We start from the raw sequence: 26,387 nt of genomic DNA on the forward strand, positions 1-26,387 counted from the left end.
GGAAGTACGAATGTGGTTAGAGGGGGCTTTCCTTTGGCTGGTAGAAGAGTTCGGGGAAGAGAACATCCGCCGGCGCCGGGTATTCCGGCCAGATGTGGCTGATTTCCCGCAAGCCTTTGACCAGACAGAAAACGATGCTCATACACTGCTACCGGTCATAGCGCAGCAAATGGAAACAGACCCTGCCAACATTACGCTGCGTTTTTACAGCCAGGAGCGGGTAGATTACTCCGGCGGCCATGGCGGTATAATTCCTTCCAACTATGAAAAGCAGCATGATCTTTCCCTTGGTATGTACCACGGCAGGAACAGGCAAGGCAGCTTTATTATTTCTCTCGAGCTGGGCGCCTTAAAACATACCGAAGGCCTTGTAGCTACCCTGGCACACGAAATAGCACATATCAAACTGCTGGGAGACGGCAGAATGAAGAAAGTAGACGAAGACATGACAGACCTGCTAACAGTGATCTATGGCTTCGGCATCTTTAACGCAAATACCGCCTACCGTTTTGTGCAAGGGTTTGAAGGCTGGAGCACCAGTGGTGCCGGATATCTGAAGCAACAGGAATGGGGTTATGCACTTGCGCTTTTTTGTTTTATCCGAAAGGAAATACAGCTACCAGAATGGATACAATTCCTCACTCCTAACGTAAAGGGAGATGTGAAAAAAGCCTGGGATTTCATTCAGGCTCACCCGGAAAAGATCTTCAGGAAATCATAGCCCCTCACCCCATTGTCAGCATCATATCCCTGATCACGGCAATGAGAGAAGACGGGTAAATGCCCAGCCACAGCAGCAGCACCATGAGGCCGGAAAGGGCAAATACCCCGAAGAAAGGCAGGGGTTTCCGCTGCGGGGCCTCCAGTGGCTGGAACATCACGGCTACTACACGAACATAATAGAACAGGCCGATTACGCTGTTGACCACCAGCAATATCAAGAGCAGCCACAGGCCAGCATCTACGCCGGCCGCTACAATATAGAACTTGCCAATGAAGCCGGCGGTGAGGGGAATGCCCGCCAGTGAAAGCATCATAGCGGTAAAAATGGCGGCCAGCCAGGGTTGCCGCCAGAAGAGACCTTTGAAGTCGCTCAGCTCTTCCGCATCCCTTACCTTGTCAGAGAGCAGGGCCAGCACCCCAAAAGCGCCGATGCTGGTAATAACGTATGCTACCAGATAGAACATCACCGCTTCCTGCCCTGCTTCCTGGCCGGCCAGGAAGGCAATGAGGATATAGCCCATATGGGCAATGGAAGAATAAGCCAGCAGCCGCTTCACGTTCTGTTGCAGCAGGGCCAGCCAGTTGCCGGTAAACATGCTGGCCATGGCAATGATGGCGATCACCCACCAGAGTATCGTATATTCATACCCGTTAATGTCCCTGTAGAAGCGCATCAGCAGCACCAGCATGCTGCCTTTGGATACGGTAGCAATATAGGCCGCCACCGGCAGCGGGGAACCTTCGTAAATATCAGGCGTCCACATATGGAAAGGCACTATGCCCAGCTTGAAGCCGATGCCGATCAGCATCAGCCCGAAACCGGCCACCACACTAACGGGTACAGTGGCGGTACCGGCCAGGTAAAGGCCGATGCCGGTAAAGTCCATACGCCCGCTTTCAGCATACACGAGGGCCATGCCAAACAGCAGGAACGCGGAAGACAATGCCGCCAGCAACAGGTATTTGATACCCGCCTCATCTGACCGCTCGCGGGCACGCAGGTAGGCAATGAGACCGTAGAGGCTGATGCTCATGGTTTCAAGGCCCAGGAACAGGGAAATAAAATGCTGGCTCACCACCAGTACAATTCCCCCCACCGTAGCCAGCAGCAGCAGGATGTAGTACTCTTCCTTCCGCTCTTCCCTTTGTTCAAAGTAGCTGTAAGACAAAAAAAGCACGCTCAGGCCCGCCACCAGTATCAAGCCGGTATTGAACATGGCAAAAGCGTCTACCACAAACAGCGGCCGCAGCTCATACGGCAGCGGGCCGGGCTGCAGGAACAGCGCCAGAAAGGCCAGTATGAACGCCAGTACGGTGAACGCGTGCATTACGCGGTGGTTCCTTTTAATAGCCACCAGCAGCATGGCTATGACCGCGGCGCCGCTGATGATCAGTAAAGGTAATATGCTTAAAAGGTCGGTGGCAGACATATGCTTTTGCTATTTAGAGGTAAAGTGAACGGCAACGGCCGGTGTGGCAGGTTTGGCGGTGTTGATAACCGGCTGGGGATATACGCCCAGCCAGATAATGACGATCACCAGCGGCACAAACATCAGCGCCTCGCGGAGGCTGAGGTCCGGCAGCTTGTATTCCCGCACTGAAACGCCGAAGAATACCTTCTGCATAATACGCAGCGAATACACCGTAGCCACTACCAGCCCGATGGTGGCGGCCACGGTGATCCATGGCTGCGCCTGCCAGCTGCCGGCAAGTATCAGAAATTCCGCAATGAAGTTGCCGAGGCCCGGCAGGCCCAGTGACGCCATCACGAATACCATGGTTACTACTCCCATGCCCGGCAGCGCCGGCCAGAGGCCGCCCATTTCTTCCAGCTCGCGGGTATGCAGCCGGTCATACAAAGAGCCGGCAATCATGAACAGCGCGCCCGTGCTGATACCGTGCGTGATCATCTGCATCACCACGCCCTGGTAAGCCAGCTCATTGAAAGCAAAAGCCCCCACCAGCACAAACCCCATATGGCTTACGCTGGTATAGGCTACCAGCCTTTTGAAATCCGTTTGGGCGTATGCCAGTTTGCCACCGTATAAAATACCAATGGCGCCCAGCAGCATGATGTAAGGGGCAAAATACTGTGAGGCTTCGGGGAAAAGCGGCAATACGAAGCGCAAAATGCCATAAGCGCCGGTTTTCAGCAACAGGCCCGCCAGTACTACAGAGCCGGCGGTAGGCGCTTCTGTATGCGCGTCTGGCAGCCAGGTATGAAAAGGAAAAGCAGGCAGCTTCACGATGAAGGCAATGAGGAAACCCAGCATCAGCCAGCGCCCCGTTTCCTGCGCCATAGGCGTATTGAGCAGGTCAAAATAATTGAAGGTGAACACGCCGGTGCTCTGGGCATGCACAAAGTATAAGCCCAGGATGGCCAGCAGCATGAGCAGGCCGCCAGCCTGGGTGAAGATGAAGAACTTCAGCGCGGCGTACAGCCGGTTGCCGTGGCCCCAGATACCAATAAGGAAGTACATGGGGATGAGCATCACTTCCCAGAAGAAATAAAACAGGAAGAGGTCCATGGTGAGGAATACACCGGTAATGCCCGCCAGTACGAACAAGAGGTTAAAAAAGAAAAAACCCGTCCGTTCCTTTATTTCGTTCCACGATACCAGTACAGACAAAGCACCGAGGAAAAACGTCAGTATCAGCATGAGCAGGCTCAGGCCATCCATGGCCAGGGAGAAGCTGATGCCGAAGCGGGGCATCCACGGGCGGATGAAAGTAACGTACCAGCTCCCGTCTCCGACGGCCTCACTCCAGAAAGCAGTAGCCATAGCCAGTTCAAACACCAGCACCATCAACGCAATCCACCGCGGCAGCTTTTTGTTCCATGCAGCAGACAGCCACGCCGCAAATGCGCCCAGCACAGGAATGAGAATGAACAAAAACAGTATCATGCGTAAACGGTTTAAGCGTTAAACAGTATATTGACGCCAGATGATCACAGACAGTATCACTACGGCGCCCATCACAATACCCATAATATACCAGCGTAAAATGCCGCTCTGCGTAGCAGACATCATACGGTGAAAATACCGTGTAATAGCGGCCAGGCCCACATAGAGGCGGTCTACCACATCTTTCCTGTTGAGCCGGGCCAACAGCACATACGGCTGTACGAACAGCAGGTTGTAGGCGGCATCAAAACCCCAGCCGTTTTTCAGGAACGTTTTCACTTCACGGGGGAAAGGAATGGGCAGCACCCGCCATACAATATAGATACCGGCCAGGCACAACAGGGTGGCAACGCCCTGGGAGCCCCACTCCAGCGCGGTGCTGGCATGCTCCGTTACCACGGCGGGCAATACCGGCTGCAGAAAATCGCTGAGGAGGGTCACATGCCCCAACGTATGCGGCAATTCCATAAAGCCGGCCAGCGTGGAGCATACGGCCAGTACATACAGCGGTACCATCATATTCAGGCCGGGGCGGTGATGCACGTGCGTTTTTTCTTTTCCGTAAAACACGAGCAGCATCATACGGGTGGTATACATGGCCGTGATGAAAGCCCCCATTACGGCCACTATCCAGTAACCTGCCCCACCCTGCGCGGATGCGCCCGCCAGCCAAACGATCTGGTCTTTGCTGTAAAAACCGGCCGTTACAAACGGAATGGCGGCCAGTGACGCGGAGCCGATAAGGAATATCCAGAACACGCCGGGCAGGCTTTTACGAAGACCGCCCATTTTAAACATGTCCTGCTCATGATGCAGCGCCACAATAACGGCTCCTGCCCCGAGAAACAGCAGGGCCTTGAAAAATGCGTGCGTAATGAAATGAAAAATAGCGGCAGACCATGCGCCCACGCCGAGGGCCAGGAACATGTACCCGATCTGGCTGATGGTGGAATATGCCAGCACTCTTTTGATATCTGTCTGCACAAAAGCGCTGCAGCCGGCCAGGATAAGCGTAACGGCGCCTACTATGGCTACCGTGGCCTGTGCGGCGGGCGCCATGGTGAAGAGCACATGGCTGCGGGCAATGAGGTACACGCCTGCGGTTACCATGGTAGCGGCATGTATAAGCGCGCTCACGGGCGTGGGGCCGGCCATGGCATCAGGCAGCCAGGTTTGCAGCGGTAACTGGGCAGACTTGCCTACAGCACCGCCCAGCAGCAGGAAGGCGATGGTCACTACGGTGGCGTCTCCCGTTGTCCACAACGTGGGAGCTTTGGCCAGAATGTCTGTCAACTGCAGGCTGCCGGTATGTTGTACCAGCAGGAAAAGCGCAATGGCCATGGCGGTGTCTCCCACCCTGGTCACAATAAATGCCTTGCGGGCGGCGGCGCCGTTGGCGGGGTCTTTGTACCAGAAGCCGATGAGCAGGTAACTGCACAAACCCACGCCTTCCCAGCCAAAGTAGAGCAGCAACAGGTTGTCTGCCAGTACCAGCATCAGCATGGCGCCCACAAACAGGTTCATGCTGGCAAAGAAACGGGCGAAGTCAGGGTCTTCCGCCATATAGCCCGTAGAATAAACATGTATGAGGAAACCCACAAAAGTGATCACAAAAGTAAATGCCAGCGAGAGCGCATCCAGATGGAGGGTGATGCCGATGTTGAAATTGCCTACGCTGAGCCAGTTCCACAGCGGCAGGCTGAACTGCTGCAGCCCACTGTTCATGAATTGCAGCCCGGCAACAATGGTGACCAGCGCGGCAATACCCACACTGCCGCAGCCGATCAGGGACACGCCGGTTTTGCCGATCTTCTTCGAGAACAGCACCAGCAGCAGAGCGCCTAAAAAAGGCATGGCGGGAACCAGGTACATCCAGTTCATAAAACGTCTGTTTAATTGTATGTTCGTGCCTGTAACCTTTGCGAACGCGTCAGGCACACCGGCAATGTATTTGCGGGCCGGGACTACACCAACCCGGTAAGCTATCCATTCATTTTGCTGGCCTCATCACTGTCCAGCGTTTTGAGCTGATGATACAGCTGCAATATCAAAGCCAGGCCTACAGACACTTCCGCCGCGGCCATCGCAAGTATGAACATGAACATCACCTGCCCTTCCGGCTGCCCCCAGCGGGAGGCGGCTACTATAAAGGCCAGGCCCGCCGCGTTCAGCATTACTTCTACAGACACCAGCATGAAAATAAGATTGCGGCGTATGAGCATGCTCACCAGCCCCATTGTGAATAAAATGCCTGCAAGCACCAGGCCTGCTGTTGTGGACGTTATCATTGTGTTGCTCTTTCAAGGAAACGATGCGTGATCTTCTTTTTCTGCCTGCCCAGGTGATAGGCCCCTACAATGCCCGCCATCAGCAGCATGCCGGCCAGCTCCACGGCCAGTATGTATGGGCCGAACAGGCTCTTGCCTACGGCCTTGGGGTCCACCATCACGATCTCCCCGGCCGGCGGCGCGGGCGGCTGCATGATGAGGTACACCAGTTCCGCCAGCAAAAACAGGCAGAGCAGCGCCGGCCCTATCCATACCCGCGGCGTGAGCCAGTGGCGTTCATCTCCGGCAGACTGCTGGCCGAGGTTCAGCATCATCACAAAAAATATCATCAGCACCATAATGGCCCCGGCGTAGATGATCACTTCCAGCGCCGCCATAAAAGGAGCGCCATAGATGTAGAAGATCACCGCCACGCTCAGCAGTGACACGATCAGGTACAGCAAAGCATGCATGATGTTGTACCGGGTAATGACCATGGCGGTAGACAATATGGCAATTGCGGCGGCTATATAAAATGCGGCTCCCATAACACCCGGTTTTAAGGCAAAAGGCTTTTCACGTTCACCGGCGGCTCTTCCCTTGCTGCTTCGCCCTTCTCCTTTCCACTGATAGACATGCCGGCCACTTTGTAATAGTTGTAGCCGGGGTATTTACCCTGGCTGTTGATGAGCAGCGCATCTTTTTCGTATACCAGGTTCTGCCGGTCGTATTCCGCCATTTCAAAATCAGGTATCAGTTGAATGGCGTAGGTGGGACAGGCTTCTTCGCAAAAGCCGCAAAAGATGCAGCGGGAAAAGTTGATGCGGAAGAAACCAGGGTACCGCCTGCCGTCAGGCGCTTCCGCAGCCTGGAGGGAAATACAGTCTACCGGGCAGGCCGCCGCGCAGAGGTAACAGCCCACACAGCGTTCTCCGCCATCGGGGTCCCGGGTGAGCACAATGCGGCCGCGCCAGCGGGCGGGCAGCGGCGCCTTTTCTTCCGGGTACTGGTAAGTATCCCGCTTGTGAAAAGCGTGGAGAAATACGAGCCACATGCTTCTGATCAGACTAAACATATACGGTCTTTTTATTTCAGACTTAAAACAATAGCCGCTGTTGCCATCAGGTTGAGGAGAGACAGCGGGAACAATACCTTCCAGCCATACTCCATCAACTGGTCATACCGGGGCCGCGGCATGGAAGCGCGCAGCAGAATAAAGAGGCTGATGAACACAAAGGTTTTCAGCACAAACCATACTACGCCGGGCAGAAAATCAGGGCCCAGCCAGCCGCCGCAATACAGTGTTACCAGCATGGCGGAAATGAGCGTTACGCCCAGGTACTCGCCAATGAAGAACATGCCGAACTTCATGCCGGAGTATTCCGAGTGGAAACCGGCCACCAGTTCACTTTCTGCTTCAGGTATATCAAAAGGCAGGCGGTGCGTTTCGGCAATGCCGGCTATGAGGAAGATGACAAAGCCGAGAAACTGCGGTACTATGAACCAGATCTTTCGCTGCGCTTCCACTATTTCCCGGAGGTTGAAGCTGCCGCTGAGTATCACCACGCCCATCAGCGCCATACCCATGAACACTTCGTAGCTGATCATCTGGGATGCGCCGCGCATGGCGCCCAGGAGGGCATATTTGTTGTTGGAGGCCCAGCCGCCCAATACAATACTGTATACGCCCAGGGAAGACATGGCCAGGAAAAACAGCAGGCCAATGTTCAGGTCCGCCACCATGATGTTAGGCCCGAAAGGGATCACGGTGAAGCTCATGAGCACACTGGCCACCACAATGGCCGGTGCAAATACGAACACTACCTTGTCTGCAAAAGGCGGTATCCAGTCTTCCTTGAAAAAGAGCTTCAGTGTATCCGCCAGTACAATAAAGAGGCCGAAGGGGCCGGCGCGGTTGGGGCCGTAACGGTCTTGCCAAAGCGCCAGCATTCTGCGTTCCAGCCATATCAGGCCGGCCGCGGTGTTCAGCAGTACAAATAAAACGCCTCCTATGATCCACCAGTAATTCATACAACAGTTTTTAGAAGGTTGACGTTACCTCGCTGCCGCTGAAACGGATGCACTGCGGCAGGTCTATGATCTGAGATTTGGGCAGCCCCGCGTTCATGGCGGCAATACCTCTTGGCAGCCAATGGTTGGGCACGGCCACCATCAGGTAGGCGTGCCCTTCAATATGGAAGTTGACCCAGATGCCGGGCGTAATGTTCCATTCATCAATATCTTCCGGGTTCATGTAGATCACAAAAAAATCCTGTGCCCGCTGTGCAATACCTTTGGTGTACATGCTTAGTTCTTCAGAGCCGAAGATGCTGTACAGGGGCATTACGTGCAGGTGGCCGGGCATAGACAGGTATGGCTGCGGCACCTCTGTGAAGAACGGAATACTGCCGTTCACATGCGGCTCCAGCAGGCGTTTGCCGGGGTCTCCCCCGTGCAGGTGCCCGCCAATTTCCGACTGGAACTTGTTGACGGCCTGCGGCGAGTTCCAGCCCGGGGCCCAGAAGAAGGGTATCAGCGGCGCCGGCGCTTCTCCCCTGTAACCTTCCATGGTGAAAGACAGCGGGGTATCTTCATCTTCCGGCGGCCTGGGCTCGTTCACGCTCTCATTGGCCAGCATGGCGGTGCGGCCGCTGTAACGGTGCGGTTCTCGCGGTATCTTCTGGCCCGCCATCCTGAAATCCGCATTGGGGGCCAGTTTTGCTATGGGCGCCAACGCGGGTATGGCGGTAGTCATGGCCCACACCACATCATCCAGGTTATGCAGGCCATGCAGGCGCTGTACCCCGGCCTTTTCCCCTATCTGGAGGAACCATTTCCAGCTTTCCTGTACTTCTCCTTTGGGAACATAGACCTGGTAATAGCGCTGGGCGCGGCCTTCGTTGTTCACAATAGTGCCGTCTGCTTCTGCAAAGGTGCCCGCCGGCAGCAACACGGTGGCGTTCTCCGCCGTCTGGTTATACAGATGGTCTACCAGTATCACGTCTTTGGCATAACTGAACAGCTCATCTATCACATGTTTATCCGCACGGCGGTAAAGGTCGTTTTCCAGTACCACCAGCGTGTCTGCCTCGCCGTTCTTCAGCGCGGCCAGCGCGGAATCGAAACGGTGGCCGCCCAGCATTTCGAGGCCCAGGCTGTTGCATTCCGGCAGCGTGAGGCTAAGCATGGGCTGCCCGCCGCCCTGCAGCAGCGCCCAACTGATATTGGCGGCCGCTTTCATCATATGGTCGCAGCCGGTGCCGTAGCCGGCAATGATCAGCGGCCGTTTGGCGGCTTTCAGGGCCGCGGTAATATCGTTGACCAGTGCCTGCTCTGTTTCACCAAGCTCCAGGCTGCCGTTTACCGGCGCGCCCAATGCGCGGCTGATGGCAAAGGCTATGCGGGCCAGGTTGTCCGGCGCATCGCGGTGAATACCGGTGGCCAGCTCGTCCAGGCTGGTAGGGAAAGTATGCAGGATGAACAGCGGGCCTTTGGCTTCCTGCATGGCCTCCCGCACGGCGGCATCCTGCCAGGCGGCCAGGTGTACCTGCTGCATGGCTTCGTTCATGGGCACCTGCCGCACGGCCTGCCGTACCGCCAGGGCCAGCATGGGCGCGGTATTGGTAAGGTCTTCTCCCAGTATCAGCACCATATCAGCCGTTTCCGCCTCATGCAGCGAGGGGGTGCGTACCGGCCCGCCGTGCAGTATTTTCAGGGCCAGGGAAGTATGGTCATGGTCTGTATCAGACATGCCGAGGTAAAAATGCTCCGCCCCTACCAGTTGCCGCAGGGTGAAGTTAGACTCCAGGCTAGCGCGTGGGGAACCTATGCCGATGGCCTTGCCGTTCTTCAGCCGGGCGGCTACTTCGCCAATAATGTACTCGCGGGAAGCAGAACCGTTGTGATGCGGGCGTATGGCGGGATGTACAATGCGCTGGGAGCTGTTGACGAACTCATACCCGTAGCGGCCCCTATCACACAAAAAATACCCGTTCACTTCTCCGTTGTACCGGTTCACGATCTGCCGCAACGAGCCATACCGCTCCCCGGCGCTGATGTTGCAGCCCAGCGAGCAGCCCTGGCATACGGAAGGCGCATAGGTCATGTCCCACTTACGGGTATAGTGCGATTTAAGGGTCTTGTCTGTGAACACGCCGGTGGGGCATACTTCCGCCAGGTTGCCGCTGAACTCGCTTTCCAGCGTGCCGTTCTGCTGGCGGCCGAAGTACACGTGGTTATGCGCGGCAAATACGTTGAGGTCTTTGCCGCCGGCATAGTCTTTATAAAAACGCACGCAGCGGTAGCATTGAATGCAGCGGTTCATTTCGTGGTTGAGGAAAGGGCCGAGGTCCTGGTTGTGGTAGGTGCGTTTGGTGAAGCGGTAATCCCGATAGCTGTGGCCTGTCATCACCGTCATGTCCTGCAGGTGGCAGGAGCCGCCTTCGTCACATACGGCACAATCATGCGGATGGTTGGTCATCAGCCAGCCTATTACATGTTCGCGGAAAGAGGTGGCCTCGCTATCGTTGACGGATATACGCATATTGTCTCGCACCGGCTCCATGCAGCTCATAACGATCCGCCCCTTTTTATCGTCTTCATCTTTAAAGCTCTTGATGGCACATTGCCGGCAGGCGCCTACGGAGCCGAGGGAAGGATGCCAGCAGAAATAAGGCAGGTCAAGGCCCAGTTGCAGACAGGCTTCCAGCAGATTTTTGCCTTCTTTCACCTCGTAGGGCGTGTTGTCTATGAATATCCTGGCCATTGGGAATGATGAATTAATTACAAAATGTGAAGCATTCGTCAGCACTTATTATGAAACATGCGAATGCTGTTTTTTTATTGTGTCCTCTTTTCAATCGTATTCCTGACATTCTTTTGCCTGTTGTTCCTGCTTGTCGTTTCTTCTTTCCTTTCAACTGTGATATGGGCATTTCTTTTGCCTGATATGTTGTTCAAAATCGTCCCTGAAATATTTAAGCGCGCTTTGCAGCGGCTCCATGGCCCCCGGCGCCAGCGCGCAGAAGGTGTTGCCCGGGCCCAGCAGCGTGGCGTGTGCCGCCAGCACGGCCAGGTCTTCCTCCTTCCCTTCTCCCAGCTCCAGCGCCCAGAGCAGTTTTTCCGTCCACGGCAGGCCTTCCCGGCAGGGCGTGCAGAAGCCGCAAGACTCCTGCGCAAAAAAGCGCTCCAGGTTATGTACAAAACCCACCGGGCAGGTATGGTCATCCAGCACCACCATGGTGCCTGTGCCCAGGCGACTGCCGGCAGCCGCCACACCGGTGAAGTCCATCTTCACGTCCATGTGCTCTTCTACCAGGAAGTCTGTGGAGGCCCCGCCCGGCAACACCCCGCGAAAGCGGTAACCGTTCTGCATGCCGCCCGCATGCTCTTCTATCAGCTCACGCATGGTAACGCCCATGGGCAGCTCCCATGCGCCAGGTTTGTTGACCCGGCCACTTACCCCGTAAATTTTGGTGCCGCCGTCTGCCGTGCGGCTTAACGACTGGAACCAGGCCGCGCCATGGTTCACGATGTGTGGGATATAACTGAGTGTTTCCACATTATTGACAATGGTGGGCCGGCCAAACAAACCGCTTACATGTGGAAAGGGCGGCTTGGCGCGGGGCGTGGCCCTTTTCCCTTCCAGCGAGTTGAGCAGCGCGGTCTCTTCCCCGCACATGTAGCGGCCTACGCCGGTATGCAGGTGCATTTCCAGGGAATAGTCCGTGCCCAGGATGTTCTTGCCCAGGTAACCGGCATCGTAGGCTTCGGCAATGGCCTTGCGTATTTCTTCTGCCGCCGTTTTATACGCCCAGCGGAGGAACACAAAAGATTCCGTGGCCTGGATGGCGTAGGCGGAAACGATCATGCCTTCTATCAGCTGATGGGGGTTGCCTTCCAGCAGCCAGCGGTCTTTAAAGGTGCCCGGTTCCATTTCATCCGCGTTGCATATCAGGTATTTGGGGCCAGGCATGTCCATGGGCACAAAACTCCACTTCATGCCGGTGCTGAAGCCCGCCCCGCCGCGGCCGCGCATGTTGGCCTCTTTCACCAGCGCCGTTACATCTTTCGGCTCCATGTGCCGGATGGCCTTGCGCGCGGCCTGGTAGCCGCCTACGGCTTCGTACTGGCGCAGGCCCAGCGGCGGAAAGGTGATATGTTGTGTTAACGGACGTTCCATGGTCAGGTATATTTAGCAAGTACGGATTCCAGCTCTGCCGGCGCCAGGTCCCGGTACAGGTCATGGTCTACCATGAGCGCGGGCGCATGGTCACAAGTACCGAGGCAGGGGTTGGGAAGCAGTGTAAACCGGCCGTCTGGCGTGGTCTGGCCGTATTGTATGCCCAGCAGCTGTACCAACTGGCGGTGCAGCGCGGGGTAACCCATCACGTAACAGCTGATGCTGTCACACAGCAGAATGATGTGGCGGCCTACCGGCTGGCGGAAGATCAGGTTGTAGAACGTGGCTACGCTGTCCACTTCTTCCGGGCTCATTTCCAGGATGTCCGCTACATCGCGGATGCCTTCATCAGACACCCAGCGGCGGTGCTCCTGTACGATCTTCAGCGCTTCTATGCAGGCCGCCTTTTTTACCGGCACCTGCCTGATCTCCTTTTCAATTTGTTCCTTTTCTGAAGTGGTGAGCATAGTTCAAACGGTTTTTAACGGTCAATATCCGCCAGCACATAATCCATGGCGCCGAGTATGGACAACAGGTCGGCTACGGTGTAGCCGCGACTGATATACGGTATCATCTGCATGTGCGCAAAGGAAGGCGTGCGCACCCTTACGCGGTACGGAGACGTATTGCCGTCGCTGGTCACGTAATAGCTGTTCCAGCCCTTGGTGGCTTCCGTGATCACCAGGGCCTCTCCCGCGGGCATCACCGGTCCCCAGCTTACGTTGAGGAAATGATGGATGAGCGTTTCAATGTCCTGCATGGTGAATTGTTTCAACGGCGGCGTGGTAAGCGGGTGATCTGACTTGTAAGGCCCTTCCGGCATATTGTTCAGGCATTGCTCTACAATGCGCAGGCTTTGCCACATTTCGTTCACCCGTACCACGGCCCTGTCATAACAATCCCCGTTCTCCGCGGTGGGTATGTCAAACTCGTAGTTCTCATAACCGCTGTAAGGCTGTTTTTTGCGCATATCCCACTCCATGCCGCAGGCGCGCAGGCCGGGGCCGGTTACTCCCCAGTCTATGGCCTCCTCCTGCGTAAACACGCCAATGCCAACGGTGCGTGCTTTGAACAGGCTGTTGCGCATCACCATTTTATCGTACTCTTTCAGTTTTTTAGGGAAGTAGTTCACGAAGTCACGCACCAGCACTTCCCAGCCGCGGGGCAGGTCTTGCGCCACACCGCCAATGCGGAACCAGTTGGGGTGCATGCGGCCGCCGCATACGGCTTCTATGATGGAGAATATCTTTTCCCGGTCTGTGAACATGTAAAATACCGGGCTGAGCTGCCCTACGTCTTGTGCAAAGGTGCCGTACCATACCAGGTGGCTGGCCATGCGGAACAGCTCGCACAACATTACGCGTATCACTTCCGCGCGCGGCGGCACCTTGATGCCGGCCAGTTTTTCTACAGACAGCAGGTAGGCCAGGTTATTGTTCACGCCGCCCAGGTAGTCTATGCGGTCTGTATAAGGGATGTACGTGTGCCAGCTCTGGCGTTCTCCCATTTTTTCCGCGCCGCGGTGGTGAAAGCCGATATCCGGCACCGCGTCTACAATATCTTCCCCGTCCAGTTGCAGGATGATGCGCAGTACGCCGTGGGTGCCGGGGTGTTGCGGGCCTATGTTGAGGAACATGTAATCAGAATCTTCACTATGCCGCTGCAGCCCCCACTCTTCGGGTTTGAACTGCAGGGCGGCCTGTTCCTTGTCTTCTTTTTCATCGAAGAGGCGGAAAGGGCCCATTTCAGTGGCGCGTGCGGGATGCTCCTTGCGGAGCGGGTGCCCCTCCCAGGTGAGCGGCATGAGTATGCGTTTGAGCAGCGGATGGCCGTCAAAGCGGATGCCGAACATGTCATACACTTCACGTTCGTACCAGTTGGCGGCGGGCCATAAATGGGTGATGCTGGGGGTGACGGGATACTCTCCGCGGAGCACAACTTTCAAACGGAGCAGGGCGTTGCGTTCGAAAGAGAAGAGGTGGTAAACGAGGGTAAAATCTCCGGTGCCGTTGTACTTACTTTTCAAGGCACGCTCATCAATGGCCGTGAGGTCATAGAGCATGCGGTAGGGTTGTTCCACATCACTGCGGAGGTACTGCAATACGGCAATGATCTTCCCTTGTGGCGTCCAGATGGTGGGCGTTTCATCCCGGGTGGTCTGTTCGTGGAAAATATTCTCACCAAACCGGGAGCAGAGGGTTTGAAAAATGCTTGCGGGCATGATGACAGTTTTAATTGTATCAATGCGCCATGCTGTTGAGCTTTGCCAAGCTGCTTTAATCCCTTGCTGTAATGAGCTTCTGTATCAGTTTGTGTTTATAGCTATATCAGATCTTTTCTTCGGGCTCATGCATCCTCACCATTGCCTCCGTTTCCACGGCCGGCCATTGCGCGGGTGTTGCTGGATGCACGGGTATGAATCTTTTCCGGAAACGTTCCGCGGCATCTTTCAGCATGCTGCGGCCGTGCCCGAAACAGGCTACGTCAAAATCGAATGTGGCCAGGCGTTCCAGGCTGTGCTGCGCTTCTGCCAGGTCCTCGTAAAAACAGGAATAGCTGAGGCCGAACATATTGTCTGCAGCGTCTGCCGCAAACAGTACGTTCTTTTGCCCTGGCATGAAGAACGCCACCTGGCCGGGGCTATGCCCGGGAATGTGGGCCACATGCATGCCACCGGCCAGCGGCAGCCAGTCTCCGTCCTCCATCAATTCATCTGCGGTGGCGGCGGGTATTTCTCCCGGGGCGTTCCTGACAAACAGCCGGTACAGCATTTTATTCAGGAAGCTGCTGAAAACGGGTTGCGGCGGTTTGGGCGAAAAACCGTTCTGCAGGTGGGGGAACTCTGCCGGGTGCATCCATACTTTTGCCTGCGTAAGCTGCTTCAGTTCCGCTACGCTGCCCGCATGGTCTGGATGGGCGTGGGTAAGCAGGATGTGCTGTATATCTTCCGGTCCACGGCCTATTTCACCTATGGCGGCCAGTATCTTGCCAGCGCTGCCGGGAGCGCCGGTATCTACCAGTATCAGGCCATCGTCTTCTATAATGAAAGCGTTGACCATGCCAAGCGGTACTTCGTATACGTTTGCAGTGAGCCGTTTAATTTTCATAGTTGTTATGTTTATATCTCATCCGTTGTTCTATGACCTTTTACGGGCCGGATGGAATTATATTTCATCCGTTGTTTTATAACCTTTCACGGGACGGATGGGATCATATCTCATCCGTTGTTTTAAACACCGTCATCCCTTCCCGTTTTTCTTTGTTCACTTCCTGCATGGAAATTTTTTCCGGCCTGATCACGCCTTGCTCCCCTATTGTCCAGCTCAGAGGGCGTTTTTCCTTACCTACAGACTCTTGCAGCAGTACCAGCCCGTGCATGAAAGCATCTGGCCGGGGCGGGCAGCCGGGCACGTATACGTCTACCGGTAAAAACTTGTCTACGCCCTGCACTACGCTGTAAATATCGTACATGCCGCCTGAATTGGCGCAGGAGCCCATGGAAATTACCCAGCGCGGCTCCATCATCTGTTCATAGAGGCGTTTGATGATGGGCGCCATTTTGATGAACACGGTACCGGCAATGATCATCACATCCGCTTCGCGGGGCGTGCCGCGTATCACTTCAGCGCCAAAGCGGGCCATGTCGTACTTGGGCGTCATGCCGGTGGCCATTTCCACAAAGCAGCAGGAAAGGCCGAAGTGGAAAGGCCATAACGAGTTTTTACGGCCCCAGGCCAGCAGCCTTTCCACAGAGGTGAGCATTACGCTCTGCCCTACGGACTCTTCCATGGAGAAATTGCCGGAACGCTGCGGCGCGGCGTCTTTCGGTTCAGTTAACCACCACTTCATGAGCTGTATGTTTAACGGTTTTCTCTTTACGCATTTTTTTATAGGCCCGGAGTATCTTTTTACCATCCGGCCCAAAGTCCAGCGCGCCGTTGCGCCATTCATAAATGAGTACGGCCAGCAGTATAAAAATAAAAATGGCGGCGCCTATGAAGCCCGCCCATCCCAGCTCATCGAACGCGATGGCCCAGGAGATCACAAACACCGTTTCGATGTCAAAGATCACAAAGAGCATGGCTACAAGATAAAACTGGGAAGGAAAGCGCATACGCGCGGAACCGGTGGAAAGAATACCGGCCTCGTATGCTTCGGCCGTTGCACGGTCGTTATGGCGCTGCCCCAGCACGAAGGACAGGCCCAGGATGGCAGCCACCAATACCAGTACGATGGCTCCAAATACGAGGAATGGCCATACAGGGTCCATGGCATTTGTTTTATTGTATGCAGATAATTGTTGTTCTCCGATCCATTGTTTTATTGCAGTTCAACGCGTAACCGTCCTGTCTTCCGTAGAACAATAAAACAAACAAAGCAACATAACCGGGTGGATACAGCGCCGCATACGCATAGGATGCCGTGCTGTTTTCAGCCAGTCTGCTTTAGTGCCGGAAAATGCCTTTTGGTATGTAATGCCAGGCTAGTGGTGAGTGCCGTGAATATAGCATTCGAGGTTTTCAATGATGTTCTTCTGCTCGTCCATGATGAACTTAACCACGTCACCAATGGAAATGAGACCTATGAGCCGTCCGTTATCGTCTACTACCGGCAAGTGCCTGATACGCTTGTCAGTCATCTTGCACATGCAGTTTTCAATCGTTTCGTCTTCTGTAACAGTAATAGGATGTTCCGTCATTATTTCGCGGATAGTTGTTTCTTTTGAGGCGCGTCCTTTCAGGATCACCCTCCTTGCATAATCCCGTTCTGAAAATATTCCAAGAAAGCGCTCTTCCTTGTCTATTACAACAAGCGCGCCCACGTTCCGGTCTACCAGTACTTTAAGGGCTTCATAAACTGTACTGTCAGGATGCACGGAATATACTGCGTGTCCTTTGCCCACCAAGATATTTCTGACTCTCCCCATGGTAAGCTGTATTAAAAGTTAAACAATACGGGTGTGGAATTACTACTTTAAGTTACTTTTTTTTATCGGGAATAGCAAAAAGGAAAAATGAAAAAGCACGGAAGTTCTTTTCTCATTTACGCGGCACTGCTATCATTTAACGAATTACAGTTGACATTTTTTACTCTATTGTTTTCGGGGCTGTTGGTGGCGGCGCAGTGCCTAAGCACAACAAAGGGAGCCATGCTCCCTTTGTTGTGCTGTTATACTAGATATGCTGCTTCTTCAGTTCGCTCACCGCATAATCCGCCGCGCGGGCCGTTAGCGCCATGTAGGTGATAGACGGGTTCTGGCAGGCGGAAGAGGTCATGCAGGCGCCATCTGAAATGAATACGTTCTTCACGGCATGCATCTGGTTAAAGCCGTTGAGCACAGACGTTTTGGGGTCGCGGCCCATGCGGGCGGTGCCCATTTCATGGATGCAGTGGCCGGGAGGCGGCATATCATCTCCCGCCCAAACGTTTTGCAGGCCGGCGTTTTCCAGCATTTCCCTGGCGCTCTCCAGCATGTCTTTCCGCATGGCCATCTCGTTTTCGCGGAAGGAGCAGTCAATATCGAGCGTAGGCAGGCCGTATACGTCTTTTTTCTCCTTGTTGAGGCGTACGGTATTGTCCTGGTACGGTAAATGCTCGCCCCAGGCCCCGATCCACATGCCCCAGTTACCGGCCTCCGTCTGCGCTTCCTTCAGGCCTGCGCCAATACCTTCAAACGGCACGCCGCGCCCGCGGGAGGCGCCACCCTGGTAGCCGAAGCCGCGCACATAATCTTTGCGGCGGGTGCTTTCGCTGATGTTGCGGAAGCGGGGAATATAAATGCCGTTGGCCCTTCTGCCATACACGTACTGGTCTTGCAGGCCGTCAAACGAACCGCCGGCGCCTACGCCAAAGTGATGGTCCATCAGGTTGCGGCCTACCTGGTCACTGTCATTACCGAGCCCTGTGGGGAAGCGGTTGCTGACAGAATTAAGCAGGATGGCGGTGGTGCCGAGGGTAGATGCGTTGATGAAGATGATTTTGGCGTAGTACTCCACGGTCTGTTTTGTTTCCGCGTCCAGGATGCGCACGCCTTTGGCTTTTTGGGTGCTTTCATCATAGATCACTTCCAGCACAATGGAATGCGGGCGCAGGGTAAGGTTGCCCGTTTGGGCCGCGGCGGGCAGCGTTACGCCGTTGCTGCTGAAATAGCCGGTGAAGGGGCAACCGCGGGCACAAAGGTCGCGGTACTGGCAGGGGCCGCGGCCGTTGTGGCTTTCCGTTACATGGGCCACGCGGCCAATGGTCATGATGCGGTCTTTATATTTTTCCCTGATGCGGGCGGCTACATGTTTTTCCAGCGCGTTCATTTCCATGGGCGAAAGGAACTCGCCGTCTGGCAACTGCGGCAGGCCTTCTTTCTGCCCGCTGATGCCGGCAAATTTTTCCACGTAGCTGTACCAGGGCGCAATGTCTTTATAGCGGATGGGCCAGTCTACACCGTGGCCGTCCCGGGCATTGGCCCCAAAATCTATATCGCTCCAGCGGTACACCTGGCGGCCCCACATGAGGGAGCGGCCGCCTACGTGGTAACCGCGCAGCCAGTTGAAGGGCTTGATCTCGTTGTAAGGATTTTCCAGGTCGTTCACCCAGAATTGCTGTGTAGTTTCATCAAAAGCGTAACAGCGGCTCTGGATGGGGTGTTGCTCCTTCATCTCCCTGGTTTGCCGGCCGCGGTGTTTCACTTCCCACGGAGCCAGGTTAGCCGTTGTATAATCCTTGATATGCTCCACGTTGCGGCCCCTCTCCAGCACAATGGTCTTGAGGCCTTTCTCGCAAAGCTCCTTGGCGGCCCAGCCGCCGCTGATGCCGGAGCCTACCACTATGGCATCGTAGGTGTTTTGTTGGTCTGCTTTGATGTTCAGGTTCATGTAAACGCGGATTTAAAATATAAAGAGCCGCACTATAACGCGGCTCTTTATGAAATATGATCTGTAAAGCCGTTACGATCAGATGTTGCCTTTCTTCAGTTCTTTCACGGCGTAGTCTGCCGCGCGCGCGGTCAGCGCCATGTAGGTGAGTGAAGGGTTCACGCAGGAGGCGGATGTCATGGCCGCACCATCTGTTACGAACACGTTCTTCACCGTATGCATCTGGTTCCAGCCGTTGAGCACAGCCGTTTTGGGATCGCGGCCCATGCGGGCGGTACCCATTTCGTGAATGGCCATGCCGGGCCAGGAGCCCCTGTCATAGGTCCTCACATTTTTGAGGCCTGCGGCTTCCAGCATTTCGGCGGCATCGTTCATCATGTCTTTTCTCATCTTCATTTCGTTCTCCTTGAACTCTGCGTTGAAGCGCAGGACGGGTTGCCCCCATGCATCCTTCACGGAAGTATCGAGCGCTACGTAGTTGTCTTCGTAGGGCAGGCATTCCCCGAAGCCGCCAATACCCATAGACCATTGGCCGGGCTCGGTGAGCATTTCCTTGAAGTCTTTCCCCACACCCATTTCGGCAATGCCCCTGCTCCAGCCGGAGCGGCTAGCGCTGCCCTGGTAACCGAAGCCGCGCAGGTAATCCCGCTTGTCTCCGTTGAGGTTGCGGTAACGGGGAATATAGATACCGTTGGCGCGGCGGCCGAAGAAGTATTTATCTTCATAACCTTCTGCCGTACCGGAAGCGCCGGTGCGGAAGTGGTGGTCCATCAGGTATTTGCCCAGTACGCCGCTATCATTACCGAGCCCGTTGGGGAAGCGGCTGGAAGTGGAGTTGAGCATAACGAAGGTAGAGCCCAGGGTGGAGCCGTTGATGAAGATGATCTTGGCGTAATATTCCGTCATCTGTTTGCTCACCTTGTCTATTACGCGAACGCCGGTAGCTTTGCCCAGCTTTTCGTCATAGATCACGGAGTTCACGATGGAGTCCGGGCGCAGGGTAAGGTTGCCGGTAGCCATGGCTGCGGGCAATGTAGAAGACTGCGTGCTGAAATAAGCGCCGAAGGGGCAACCGCGGCTGCACAGGTTACGGTACTGGCAGTTGGTACGGCCCGGCAGCGGCTGTGTAATATTGGCCACACGGCCAATGGTCATGATACGGCCTTTGAAAGCCGCTTCCACGCGCTTTTTCACGTCTTTCTCCACGCAGTTCATTTCCATGGCGGGCATGAACTGTCCGTCAGGCAGCTGGGGCAGCCCTTCTTTCTGGCCGCTGATACCCGCAAATTTCTCTACGTAATCGTACCAGGGCGCAATATCACTATAGCGGATTGGCCAGTCTACTGCAATACCTTCTTTGGCGTTGGCCGCAAAGTCGAGGTCGCTGAAGCGGTAGCTCTGGCGGCCCCACATGATAGACTTGCCGCCAACAATGTCTGGACGGTACCAGTCAAAGCGTTTATCTTCCTTATAGGGGCTTTCGCTATCGTTGATCCAGTATTTTTCGTTGTGTTCGCTGTACGGATAATCCCGGCTCAGCTTTTCGTGCGTTTTTTTCTGTTCTTCCGTGATGCGGCCGCGGTGGGGAAATTCCCAGGGGTCTTTGTTGGCGGTCTCGTACTGGCCATGTTTCAGGTCTTTACCACGGTCAAGCATCAATACTTTCAGGCCTTTTTCGGTGAGTTCCTTGGCAGCCCAGCCACCGCTTACACCGGAACCGATTACGATGGCATCATACGTATTCTGGTCCTGCGCTTTTATGTTCAGGTTCATTACTGTAATGGTTTAAAGAAGTTGAAAAATTACGCCCATGCCTTGTCGCCTTTCTTGTAGGGTACGCAGCCTTCGTATTTGCCGGGCACCTTTATATAGCGCAGGGCTTTGGTGGCGCCGGGCTCGGACGTGAAGTAACCGAGCAGCGTCAGCTCTTTCATGTACTGGAAGTAATGCACGGGATCGCCTTCTTTTTTATCTTTCCGCTTGTTGTACTCAATGCGCTCCTTATCAATGGCAGTGAGCAGTTCCGTGCGCTGTTCAGGCGTGATGTCAACAAAACCCTTGGAGAAGCGTTTTTTGCTCTCGTCATTGATCTTGTCCAGGCCGTCTGTGAAAACTTTCTGTGCCTTTTCATCGTAGCAGTCGCCCACCATTACCAGCATAAACTCTTCTACCTTGGCCGCTTTGGCGCCGGGCGTGGAAGTTTCGGGGATGATGGTTTCGGCAATTTCTGCCAGCAGCGCCCTGGTTTCCGGCGTTTGCAGGGTATAGTTTTTCGGCCCGGAGCTGCAACCCTCCAGTGCCGCTAACGTGGAAGCGGAAAGCGCCGTCCCCATAAGGATAGCAACGTTCCTGATAGCGTCTCTTCTGTTCATAATTTGGTAAATTGATTTGACCTTCCCCGGTAAGTTTCGAAAAAAAATCGAGAATCCAAAATAATTTGGGCCTGCCGGGCAAATTAATGTGTGAAACTAACACGAAGTCCCCCTAAAACGCAAAGAGGCGCATAATTATGCGCCTCTTTTGACCAATATTTTTTGTTCCTCCCGGTCAGTTGCCGGAAGCCGTTTTGCCCTGTGCCAGGTGGGGGCCGTTCTGCTGGGGCGTGGTATACACGTACTGGCCCTTGCTGTTCACCATGATCACGGGGAGCTTGCGGTGTTTTTCGAAGTAGTCGTAGGCTGATTTCAGGTTCAGCCAGAACTTCTGGGAGTCGTTATCCGTCAGGGAAACGCTGCCCAGGTAATCCATAGACCTGGAGTTGCCGAAACGCACCGGGAACACGTGTACAGGAATAAAATCCTGTCCGTTGTTCTTGGCGTGTACGGCCAGCAGGTATACTTCTTCAATAAAATCGTCTGTTAGCGGTATGCAGCCTATGGTGAGGCAGCTGCCGTGTATGTATATATCGCCCCCGGGTTTCCTGGGGTCGCTCAATATCTTGTCTGAATAATTGGGGTAGTTGATGCCCAGAGACAGGTGGAAACTGCTGTTAGGGTTGAAATCATTGATATAATAGAACCCTTCGGGCACCTGGCGGTCCCCCTCCTTGCGTTTGGGGCCCATTTTACCCGAAAGGGAGCAAACACGGTAGGTTTTCAGCAGCTGGAAAGTATCCGCCACATTGTTGCGTACCCATATTTCCAGCTCGCTATCCAGCTTGAAAGAGCGGATATAGATCTGCTTTGCCGGGTAGGTGATGCCTTTTTTCGCAAACTCCTTTTTTAAGCTCTCCTCCTTTTCACGGAACGCAACCCCTACCCTCGGAAACATCTTCTGGTTATCGAGGAAAGATTGCTGTGCCTGTACATTCATAGCGGCCATGAGGGATAAAATGCCAATGAGTAAACGCTTCATAATATTTAACTTTCCAAAAACTGTACTGGTCACGCCAGGAAATAATAAGCCAGGTAGAACAGTACAAATGCAAAAATAACATATATTATTGATCCAACCTTCCTGTTGGCCAGGCGCAGAATGTAATGTTTCTGGCCGGCAAATATCAGGTATGCAGTCAGCAATTGAAAAAGCCCTGCAAGGATGAATAAATAACCGAATAATTCCTTTAAATCCATAGATATTAACGTCAAATTTAACAATTTAGTAGGTAAAGCAGGGAGAAAAAACGAGAAAAATTGTGACGGAACGGCTGTTGGGGTATCTGCTGTACAATGTGGTTACAGTTGTTAATTTTTACTATTTTGTAAATTATGACCTTTCTCCCGACGTTATTTTCATTGCTGGCGGCCGCCAGCCTGCCTGCCGCGCCCGCGGATACCACCGCCTATACCCTGGTATGGAGCGATGAGTTCAACAGCAACGGCAGACCGGACCCGTCCAAATGGGGGTATGAGCATGGTTTTGAGCGCAACCGCGAGCCGCAATGGTACCAGCCGGATAACGCCTGGTGCGAAAACGGCCTGCTCATCATAGAAGCCCGGAAAGAAAGACACCAGAACCCGCAATATGACAGCAGCAGCCAGGACTGGAAGCGGAACCGCGCGTACGCGGAATACACCTCTTCCAGCCTCACTACCAAAGGTAAGTTCAGCTTCCGGTACGGTAAAGTGGTGATGCGCGCCAAAATAGACGTACGCCAGGGCATGTGGCCCGCCTTCTGGATGCTGGGCGCCGCCCCGGGGCGCATGCGTTGGCCCGCCTGCGGCGAAGTAGACATCATGGAATTTTACCGGGGCAACCTGCTGGCCAACTTTGCCTGGGAAGGCAGTGCCGGCACCGCCTGGGATGAATCCAAGTGGTCCGTGGCCGCCTGGGGCGGTCAAAAATGGGCGGAAGATTTCCATGAATGGGTGCTGGTATGGGACGAAAATAAAATGGTGATCAGCGTAGACGGGAAAGAACTGAACAGCGCTGATTTCCGGGAAACCGTTAACGCCAGGCAGGGCAACAACCCCTTCCGGGAAAACTTCTACCTGCTGCTTAACCTTGCACTGGGTCAAAACGGGGAGGAAATACCCGATGCGCACATACCGGCGCGGATGCTGGTAGACTACGTGCGGGTGTACCAGCAACCGGGAACCTGACACGCGCAAGGCACCTGTGGCTTTCAGCTATGCTGCCGGGCAACACACATAAAAAAACCGCCCGGTTGCTCCGGGCGGTTTTTATTTCATCTCACCGGGAAACTTACATCTCCTGATTATTCAAGGTAATGTTCTTCGCTTTCCTCCCTCTCAGCCGTATGTTCAGCATTTCCACGATCAGCGAGAAGCCCAGGCAGGAGTAAATAATGCTCTTGCTGATCTCCTGGTGAAAGCCGCTGGCAATCAGCACCACGCCAATTACCACCAGGAAGGTGAGCGCCAGCATCTGCAGGGTGGGCTGTTTGTTGATGATGCGCGTAACCGGGCCTGCAAACAGCATCATGACCGCAATAGACACTACCACGGCAATGATCATTACCACCACATCGTCTACCAGCCCAACCGCCGTCAGGATGGAGTCAAAGGAAAAAACGGCGTCTACCAGCACTATCTGGAAAAGCACGGCGCCAAGGCTGTGTGCGGCACGGGCGCTTTTTTTCTGCTCCTCCCCGCCTTCCTGCAGCTTGTGGTGTATTTCCAGCGTGCTTTTAACGATCAGGAACACCCCTCCCGCCAGCAGAATGATGTCTTTCCAGCTAAGGGGGATGACCGTTCCGTTCAGCCATTTGAAGTTCACCACCGGGTCTTTCAGCCCAATGATCCAGTTAATGCAAAGCAGCAGGGCCACCCTGAATATCATGGCCAGGCTGAGGCCTATATTACGGGCCCTGCGCTGCTGGTTTTCCGGCAGCTTGCCGGCCACTATGGAAATAAAAATGATGTTATCTATGCCCAGCACTATTTCCAGGAAACATAGCGTGAGCAGGCTTATCCATACGGAAGGATCTGCAAAATCAGGAATGACAAATTCCATCGGTTTGTTTTTAGTGTTTTATGTTCTGAATTAATCGAAGTCAAAGAAATCTCCCAGGAAACCTTTCTTTTTCCGCGGGTGCTGGTGATGGCGTTCGTCGTAACGCGGCTGGTCATACTTCCGGTCACGGTCTTGACTACGGTCACCGCCCTGCCGGGCTTCCTGCTCCAGCAGTTTGTCCAGTTCCCCTTTATCCAGCCAAACGCCCCGACAATTGGGGCAATAGTCTATTTCAATGTTGTTCCTGTGCGTCATCAGGAGCGTTTCATTACAGTTTGGGCATTTCATGCGCTTTCATTCTTTTTGGTCAGTAAATACTCCCTTTTCGGGTCAGTTGTTCCTTTTCCACCTGCAAACGGCAGAAAAAAGACATGTTGGGAATGAAAGCAGGTCAAAACAGGTGCAGCCGGTATAAAAAACTGTAACTCTCAGGGCGCAGCCACGCTGCGTACAGCGCCGTGCCCAGGGGTGATATTTCCCCGCCCGCCGTTTGCTCCCGCAGCCTGCGGGCAATGGCCTTTGCCTTGCGCATGGCCGTTACTTCAAAACCGGTCTTGCCTACCTCATGGCCGTCATTTTCATATACGAGAGATTCCAGTATGGGGCGGTTGCCGGGCCTGATACTGTCAGGCAAAATAGGTGAGGCAGTAGAAAACAGGCTCAATACCAGGAGAAAGATAATACGGAGCCGCTTGTTAAGAGATATATCAATAAAATTATTCAACAGTGCCGGGAAAATTTCCTGCCGAATGTACTAATTTTTTGAAAAAGCGGGCCATTTGCGAAACTAAAAAACCGCCCGGAAACCCGGGCGGCAGCATTTAATGGTTCGATTTTATGGTAACGGTCAGCGGTTGGTTATAAGTTGCCGCGCAGGGCCTGTTCCCTTTCGATGGACTCGAACAGGGCCTTGAAGTTGCCCTTTCCGAAAGATTTGGCGCCTTTACGCTGGATGATCTCGAAAAACACCGTGGGCCTGTCTTGGAGCGGTTTCGTGAAGATCTGCAGGAGGTAGCCCTCATCGTCCCGGTCTACCAGTATGCCCAGCTCCCGCAGGGGCTGAATGTCTTCATCGATCTTTCCTACCCGCTCCAGGAGGGTCTGGTAATAAGAATCCGGTACGGTCAGGAACTCAATGCCTCTTTTTTGCAGTTCCCTCACGGTGTCAACAATATTGTTGGTGGCAATGGCTACATGCTGTACGCCGGGCGCACCGTAAAATTCCAGGTATTCTTCCACCTGCGATTTCTTTTTTCCTTCAGCCGGCTCATTGATCGGGAATTTGATACGGCCGTTGCCGTTGCTCATCACCTTGCTCATGAGAGCGGAGTACTCGGTGGAAATGTCTTTATCGTCAAAAGACACCAGGTTGTGGAAACCCATGGTTTTGGCGTAGAAGTCCACCCAGGTGTTCATTTCGTTCCAGCCTACGTTGCCTACGCAATGGTCTACGTACTGCAAGCCGGTTTCCGCGGGCGCATAACTGGTTTCCCACTCCCGGTAGCCGGGCAGGAACGGGCCTTTGTAATTTTTCCTTTCCACAAAAATATGTACCGTATCGCCGTAGGTATGGATACCACTGCGCACCACTTCGCCAAACCCGTCCTTCTCCGTAACCGGCTCCAGGTAAGGCCGGGCACCCCTTTTCACCGTTTCCTCAAAGGCCAGGCGGGCATCATCCACCCAGATGGCCAGCACCTTTACGCCGTCTCCATGCGCATCTACATGGCGGGCAATATCGTTGCCGGGATGCAGGGGACTGGTGAGCACAAAACGCAGTTTGTTTTGCACCAGTACGTAAGAGGCGCGGTTTTTCACCCCCGTTTCGGGACCGGCGTAGGCCAGCGACCGGAAGCCGAAGGCCGTTTTGTAGAAATGCGCCGCCTGTTTGGCATTGCCTACGTAAAACTCCACGTAGTCTGTACCGTTAAGCGGCAGAAAATCCTGCTGGTTTTGCGCAGGCTTCGGAATTACGACTGCACTGTTCATAAAAAGATTGTTTTGGTAATGATGGTTTTTGAAAAAT

25 protein-coding genes are annotated in these 26,387 nt (G+C 54.3%); 2 read left to right on the forward strand and 23 right to left on the reverse strand.

Going from position 1 to position 26,387, the window contains the following annotated elements; genetic code table 11:
• Positions 1 to 10: 10 nt before the first annotated feature.
• The gene (locus D3A97_RS16775; protein WP_119079686.1) at positions 11 to 721 is read left to right on the forward strand and encodes a hypothetical protein; all 711 of its coding nucleotides are present in this window, start codon (positions 11 to 13) and stop codon (positions 719 to 721) included.
• A 4-nt stretch (positions 722 to 725) separates the two neighbouring features.
• On the opposite strand, the gene D3A97_RS16780 is transcribed toward D3A97_RS16775, so the two are convergent.
• The 19 genes from D3A97_RS16780 to D3A97_RS16870 form a co-directional block, all read right to left on the reverse strand.
• A complete protein-coding gene (locus D3A97_RS16780) occupies positions 726 to 2,153 on the reverse strand; it encodes an NADH-quinone oxidoreductase subunit N (RefSeq protein WP_119079687.1) in 1,428 nt (475 codons plus the stop codon).
• Positions 2,154 to 2,162: 9 nt separating this feature from the next.
• Positions 2,163 to 3,629 carry an NADH-quinone oxidoreductase subunit M gene (nuoM, locus tag D3A97_RS16785; protein ID WP_119079689.1) on the reverse strand — a complete coding sequence of 489 codons (1,467 nt, stop codon included), beginning with the start codon at positions 3,627 to 3,629 and terminating at the stop codon, positions 2,163 to 2,165.
• Positions 3,630 to 3,647: 18 nt separating this feature from the next.
• On the reverse strand, positions 3,648 to 5,510 hold the full coding sequence (gene nuoL / locus D3A97_RS16790; RefSeq protein WP_119079691.1) for an NADH-quinone oxidoreductase subunit L: 1,863 nt from the start codon (positions 5,508 to 5,510) through the stop codon (positions 3,648 to 3,650).
• 101 nt (positions 5,511 to 5,611) lie between these two features.
• Positions 5,612 to 5,917, reverse strand: a complete 306-nt coding sequence (nuoK, locus tag D3A97_RS16795) for an NADH-quinone oxidoreductase subunit NuoK (RefSeq protein ID WP_119079692.1) — start codon at positions 5,915 to 5,917, stop codon at positions 5,612 to 5,614.
• A complete protein-coding gene (gene nuoJ / locus D3A97_RS16800) occupies positions 5,914 to 6,444 on the reverse strand; it encodes an NADH-quinone oxidoreductase subunit J (RefSeq protein WP_119079693.1) in 531 nt (176 codons plus the stop codon). The genes nuoK and nuoJ overlap by 4 nt, the downstream gene beginning before the upstream one ends.
• A gap of 11 nt (positions 6,445 to 6,455) precedes the next feature.
• Positions 6,456 to 6,971, reverse strand: coding sequence for an NADH-quinone oxidoreductase subunit NuoI (gene nuoI, locus D3A97_RS16805; protein ID WP_119079695.1), 516 nt, complete (start codon positions 6,969 to 6,971; stop codon positions 6,456 to 6,458).
• Positions 6,972 to 6,982: 11 nt separating this feature from the next.
• A complete protein-coding gene (gene nuoH, locus D3A97_RS16810; protein ID WP_119079697.1) occupies positions 6,983 to 7,927 on the reverse strand; it encodes an NADH-quinone oxidoreductase subunit NuoH in 945 nt (314 codons plus the stop codon).
• Between the two features lie 10 nt (positions 7,928 to 7,937).
• On the reverse strand, positions 7,938 to 10,661 hold the full coding sequence (gene nuoG / locus D3A97_RS16815) for an NADH-quinone oxidoreductase subunit NuoG (RefSeq protein WP_119079698.1): 2,724 nt from the start codon (positions 10,659 to 10,661) through the stop codon (positions 7,938 to 7,940).
• A gap of 150 nt (positions 10,662 to 10,811) precedes the next feature.
• Entirely contained in the window at positions 10,812 to 12,077 is a 1,266-nt protein-coding gene (nuoF, locus tag D3A97_RS16820) for an NADH-quinone oxidoreductase subunit NuoF (protein ID WP_119079699.1), read from the reverse strand.
• 2 nt (positions 12,078 to 12,079) lie between these two features.
• On the reverse strand, positions 12,080 to 12,544 hold the full coding sequence (gene nuoE, locus D3A97_RS16825; protein ID WP_119079700.1) for an NADH-quinone oxidoreductase subunit NuoE: 465 nt from the start codon (positions 12,542 to 12,544) through the stop codon (positions 12,080 to 12,082).
• A gap of 14 nt (positions 12,545 to 12,558) precedes the next feature.
• Positions 12,559 to 14,298 (reverse strand): NADH-quinone oxidoreductase subunit C/D, encoded by a 1,740-nt coding sequence (nuoC, locus tag D3A97_RS16830; protein WP_119079701.1) that lies wholly within the window; start codon positions 14,296 to 14,298, stop codon positions 12,559 to 12,561.
• Positions 14,299 to 14,404: 106 nt separating this feature from the next.
• Positions 14,405 to 15,184, reverse strand: coding sequence for an MBL fold metallo-hydrolase (locus D3A97_RS16835; protein ID WP_119079702.1), 780 nt, complete (start codon positions 15,182 to 15,184; stop codon positions 14,405 to 14,407).
• A 103-nt stretch (positions 15,185 to 15,287) separates the two neighbouring features.
• On the reverse strand, positions 15,288 to 15,926 hold the full coding sequence (locus tag D3A97_RS16840) for an NADH-quinone oxidoreductase subunit B (RefSeq protein ID WP_119079703.1): 639 nt from the start codon (positions 15,924 to 15,926) through the stop codon (positions 15,288 to 15,290).
• A complete protein-coding gene (locus D3A97_RS16845; RefSeq protein WP_119079704.1) occupies positions 15,907 to 16,347 on the reverse strand; it encodes an NADH-quinone oxidoreductase subunit A in 441 nt (146 codons plus the stop codon). The genes D3A97_RS16840 and D3A97_RS16845 overlap by 20 nt, the downstream gene beginning before the upstream one ends.
• Positions 16,348 to 16,560: 213 nt before the next feature.
• Positions 16,561 to 16,980: a CBS domain-containing protein gene (locus D3A97_RS16850; RefSeq protein WP_232826019.1), complete on the reverse strand. Its 420-nt coding sequence runs from the start codon at positions 16,978 to 16,980 to the stop codon at positions 16,561 to 16,563.
• A 271-nt stretch (positions 16,981 to 17,251) separates the two neighbouring features.
• On the reverse strand, positions 17,252 to 18,946 hold the full coding sequence (locus D3A97_RS16855; RefSeq protein ID WP_119079706.1) for a GMC oxidoreductase: 1,695 nt from the start codon (positions 18,944 to 18,946) through the stop codon (positions 17,252 to 17,254).
• Between the two features lie 78 nt (positions 18,947 to 19,024).
• Positions 19,025 to 20,719: a GMC oxidoreductase gene (locus tag D3A97_RS16860; protein ID WP_119079707.1), complete on the reverse strand. Its 1,695-nt coding sequence runs from the start codon at positions 20,717 to 20,719 to the stop codon at positions 19,025 to 19,027.
• 29 nt (positions 20,720 to 20,748) lie between these two features.
• Complete coding sequence (locus tag D3A97_RS16865) at positions 20,749 to 21,318, reverse strand: gluconate 2-dehydrogenase subunit 3 family protein (protein ID WP_119079708.1); 570 nt, start codon at positions 21,316 to 21,318, stop codon at positions 20,749 to 20,751.
• A 175-nt stretch (positions 21,319 to 21,493) separates the two neighbouring features.
• Complete coding sequence (locus D3A97_RS16870) at positions 21,494 to 22,300, reverse strand: L,D-transpeptidase family protein (protein ID WP_119079709.1); 807 nt, start codon at positions 22,298 to 22,300, stop codon at positions 21,494 to 21,496.
• A gap of 353 nt (positions 22,301 to 22,653) precedes the next feature.
• On the opposite strand from D3A97_RS16870, the gene D3A97_RS16880 reads away from it, so the two are divergent.
• The gene (locus D3A97_RS16880) at positions 22,654 to 23,487 is read left to right on the forward strand and encodes a glycoside hydrolase family 16 protein (protein WP_119079711.1); all 834 of its coding nucleotides are present in this window, start codon (positions 22,654 to 22,656) and stop codon (positions 23,485 to 23,487) included.
• 103 nt (positions 23,488 to 23,590) lie between these two features.
• Here D3A97_RS16880 and D3A97_RS16885 read toward each other — a convergent pair whose 3' ends face one another.
• The 4 genes from D3A97_RS16885 to hppD all read right to left on the reverse strand — a co-directional run bounded on the left by D3A97_RS16885 (position 23,591) and on the right by hppD (position 26,350).
• Complete coding sequence (locus D3A97_RS16885; RefSeq protein ID WP_119079712.1) at positions 23,591 to 24,361, reverse strand: TerC family protein; 771 nt, start codon at positions 24,359 to 24,361, stop codon at positions 23,591 to 23,593.
• A gap of 30 nt (positions 24,362 to 24,391) precedes the next feature.
• Positions 24,392 to 24,649, reverse strand: a complete 258-nt coding sequence (locus D3A97_RS16890; protein WP_119079713.1) for a TFIIB-type zinc ribbon-containing protein — start codon at positions 24,647 to 24,649, stop codon at positions 24,392 to 24,394.
• Positions 24,650 to 24,752: 103 nt separating this feature from the next.
• Positions 24,753 to 25,085 (reverse strand): hypothetical protein, encoded by a 333-nt coding sequence (locus D3A97_RS16895; RefSeq protein WP_119079714.1) that lies wholly within the window; start codon positions 25,083 to 25,085, stop codon positions 24,753 to 24,755.
• Positions 25,086 to 25,219: 134 nt separating this feature from the next.
• Positions 25,220 to 26,350 (reverse strand): 4-hydroxyphenylpyruvate dioxygenase, encoded by a 1,131-nt coding sequence (gene hppD, locus D3A97_RS16900; RefSeq protein WP_119079715.1) that lies wholly within the window; start codon positions 26,348 to 26,350, stop codon positions 25,220 to 25,222.
• Between the last annotated feature and the right edge of the window lie 37 nt (positions 26,351 to 26,387).

This window comes from Chitinophaga alhagiae (assembly GCF_003568665.1).
Lineage (GTDB): Bacteria > Bacteroidota > Bacteroidia > Chitinophagales > Chitinophagaceae > Chitinophaga > Chitinophaga alhagiae.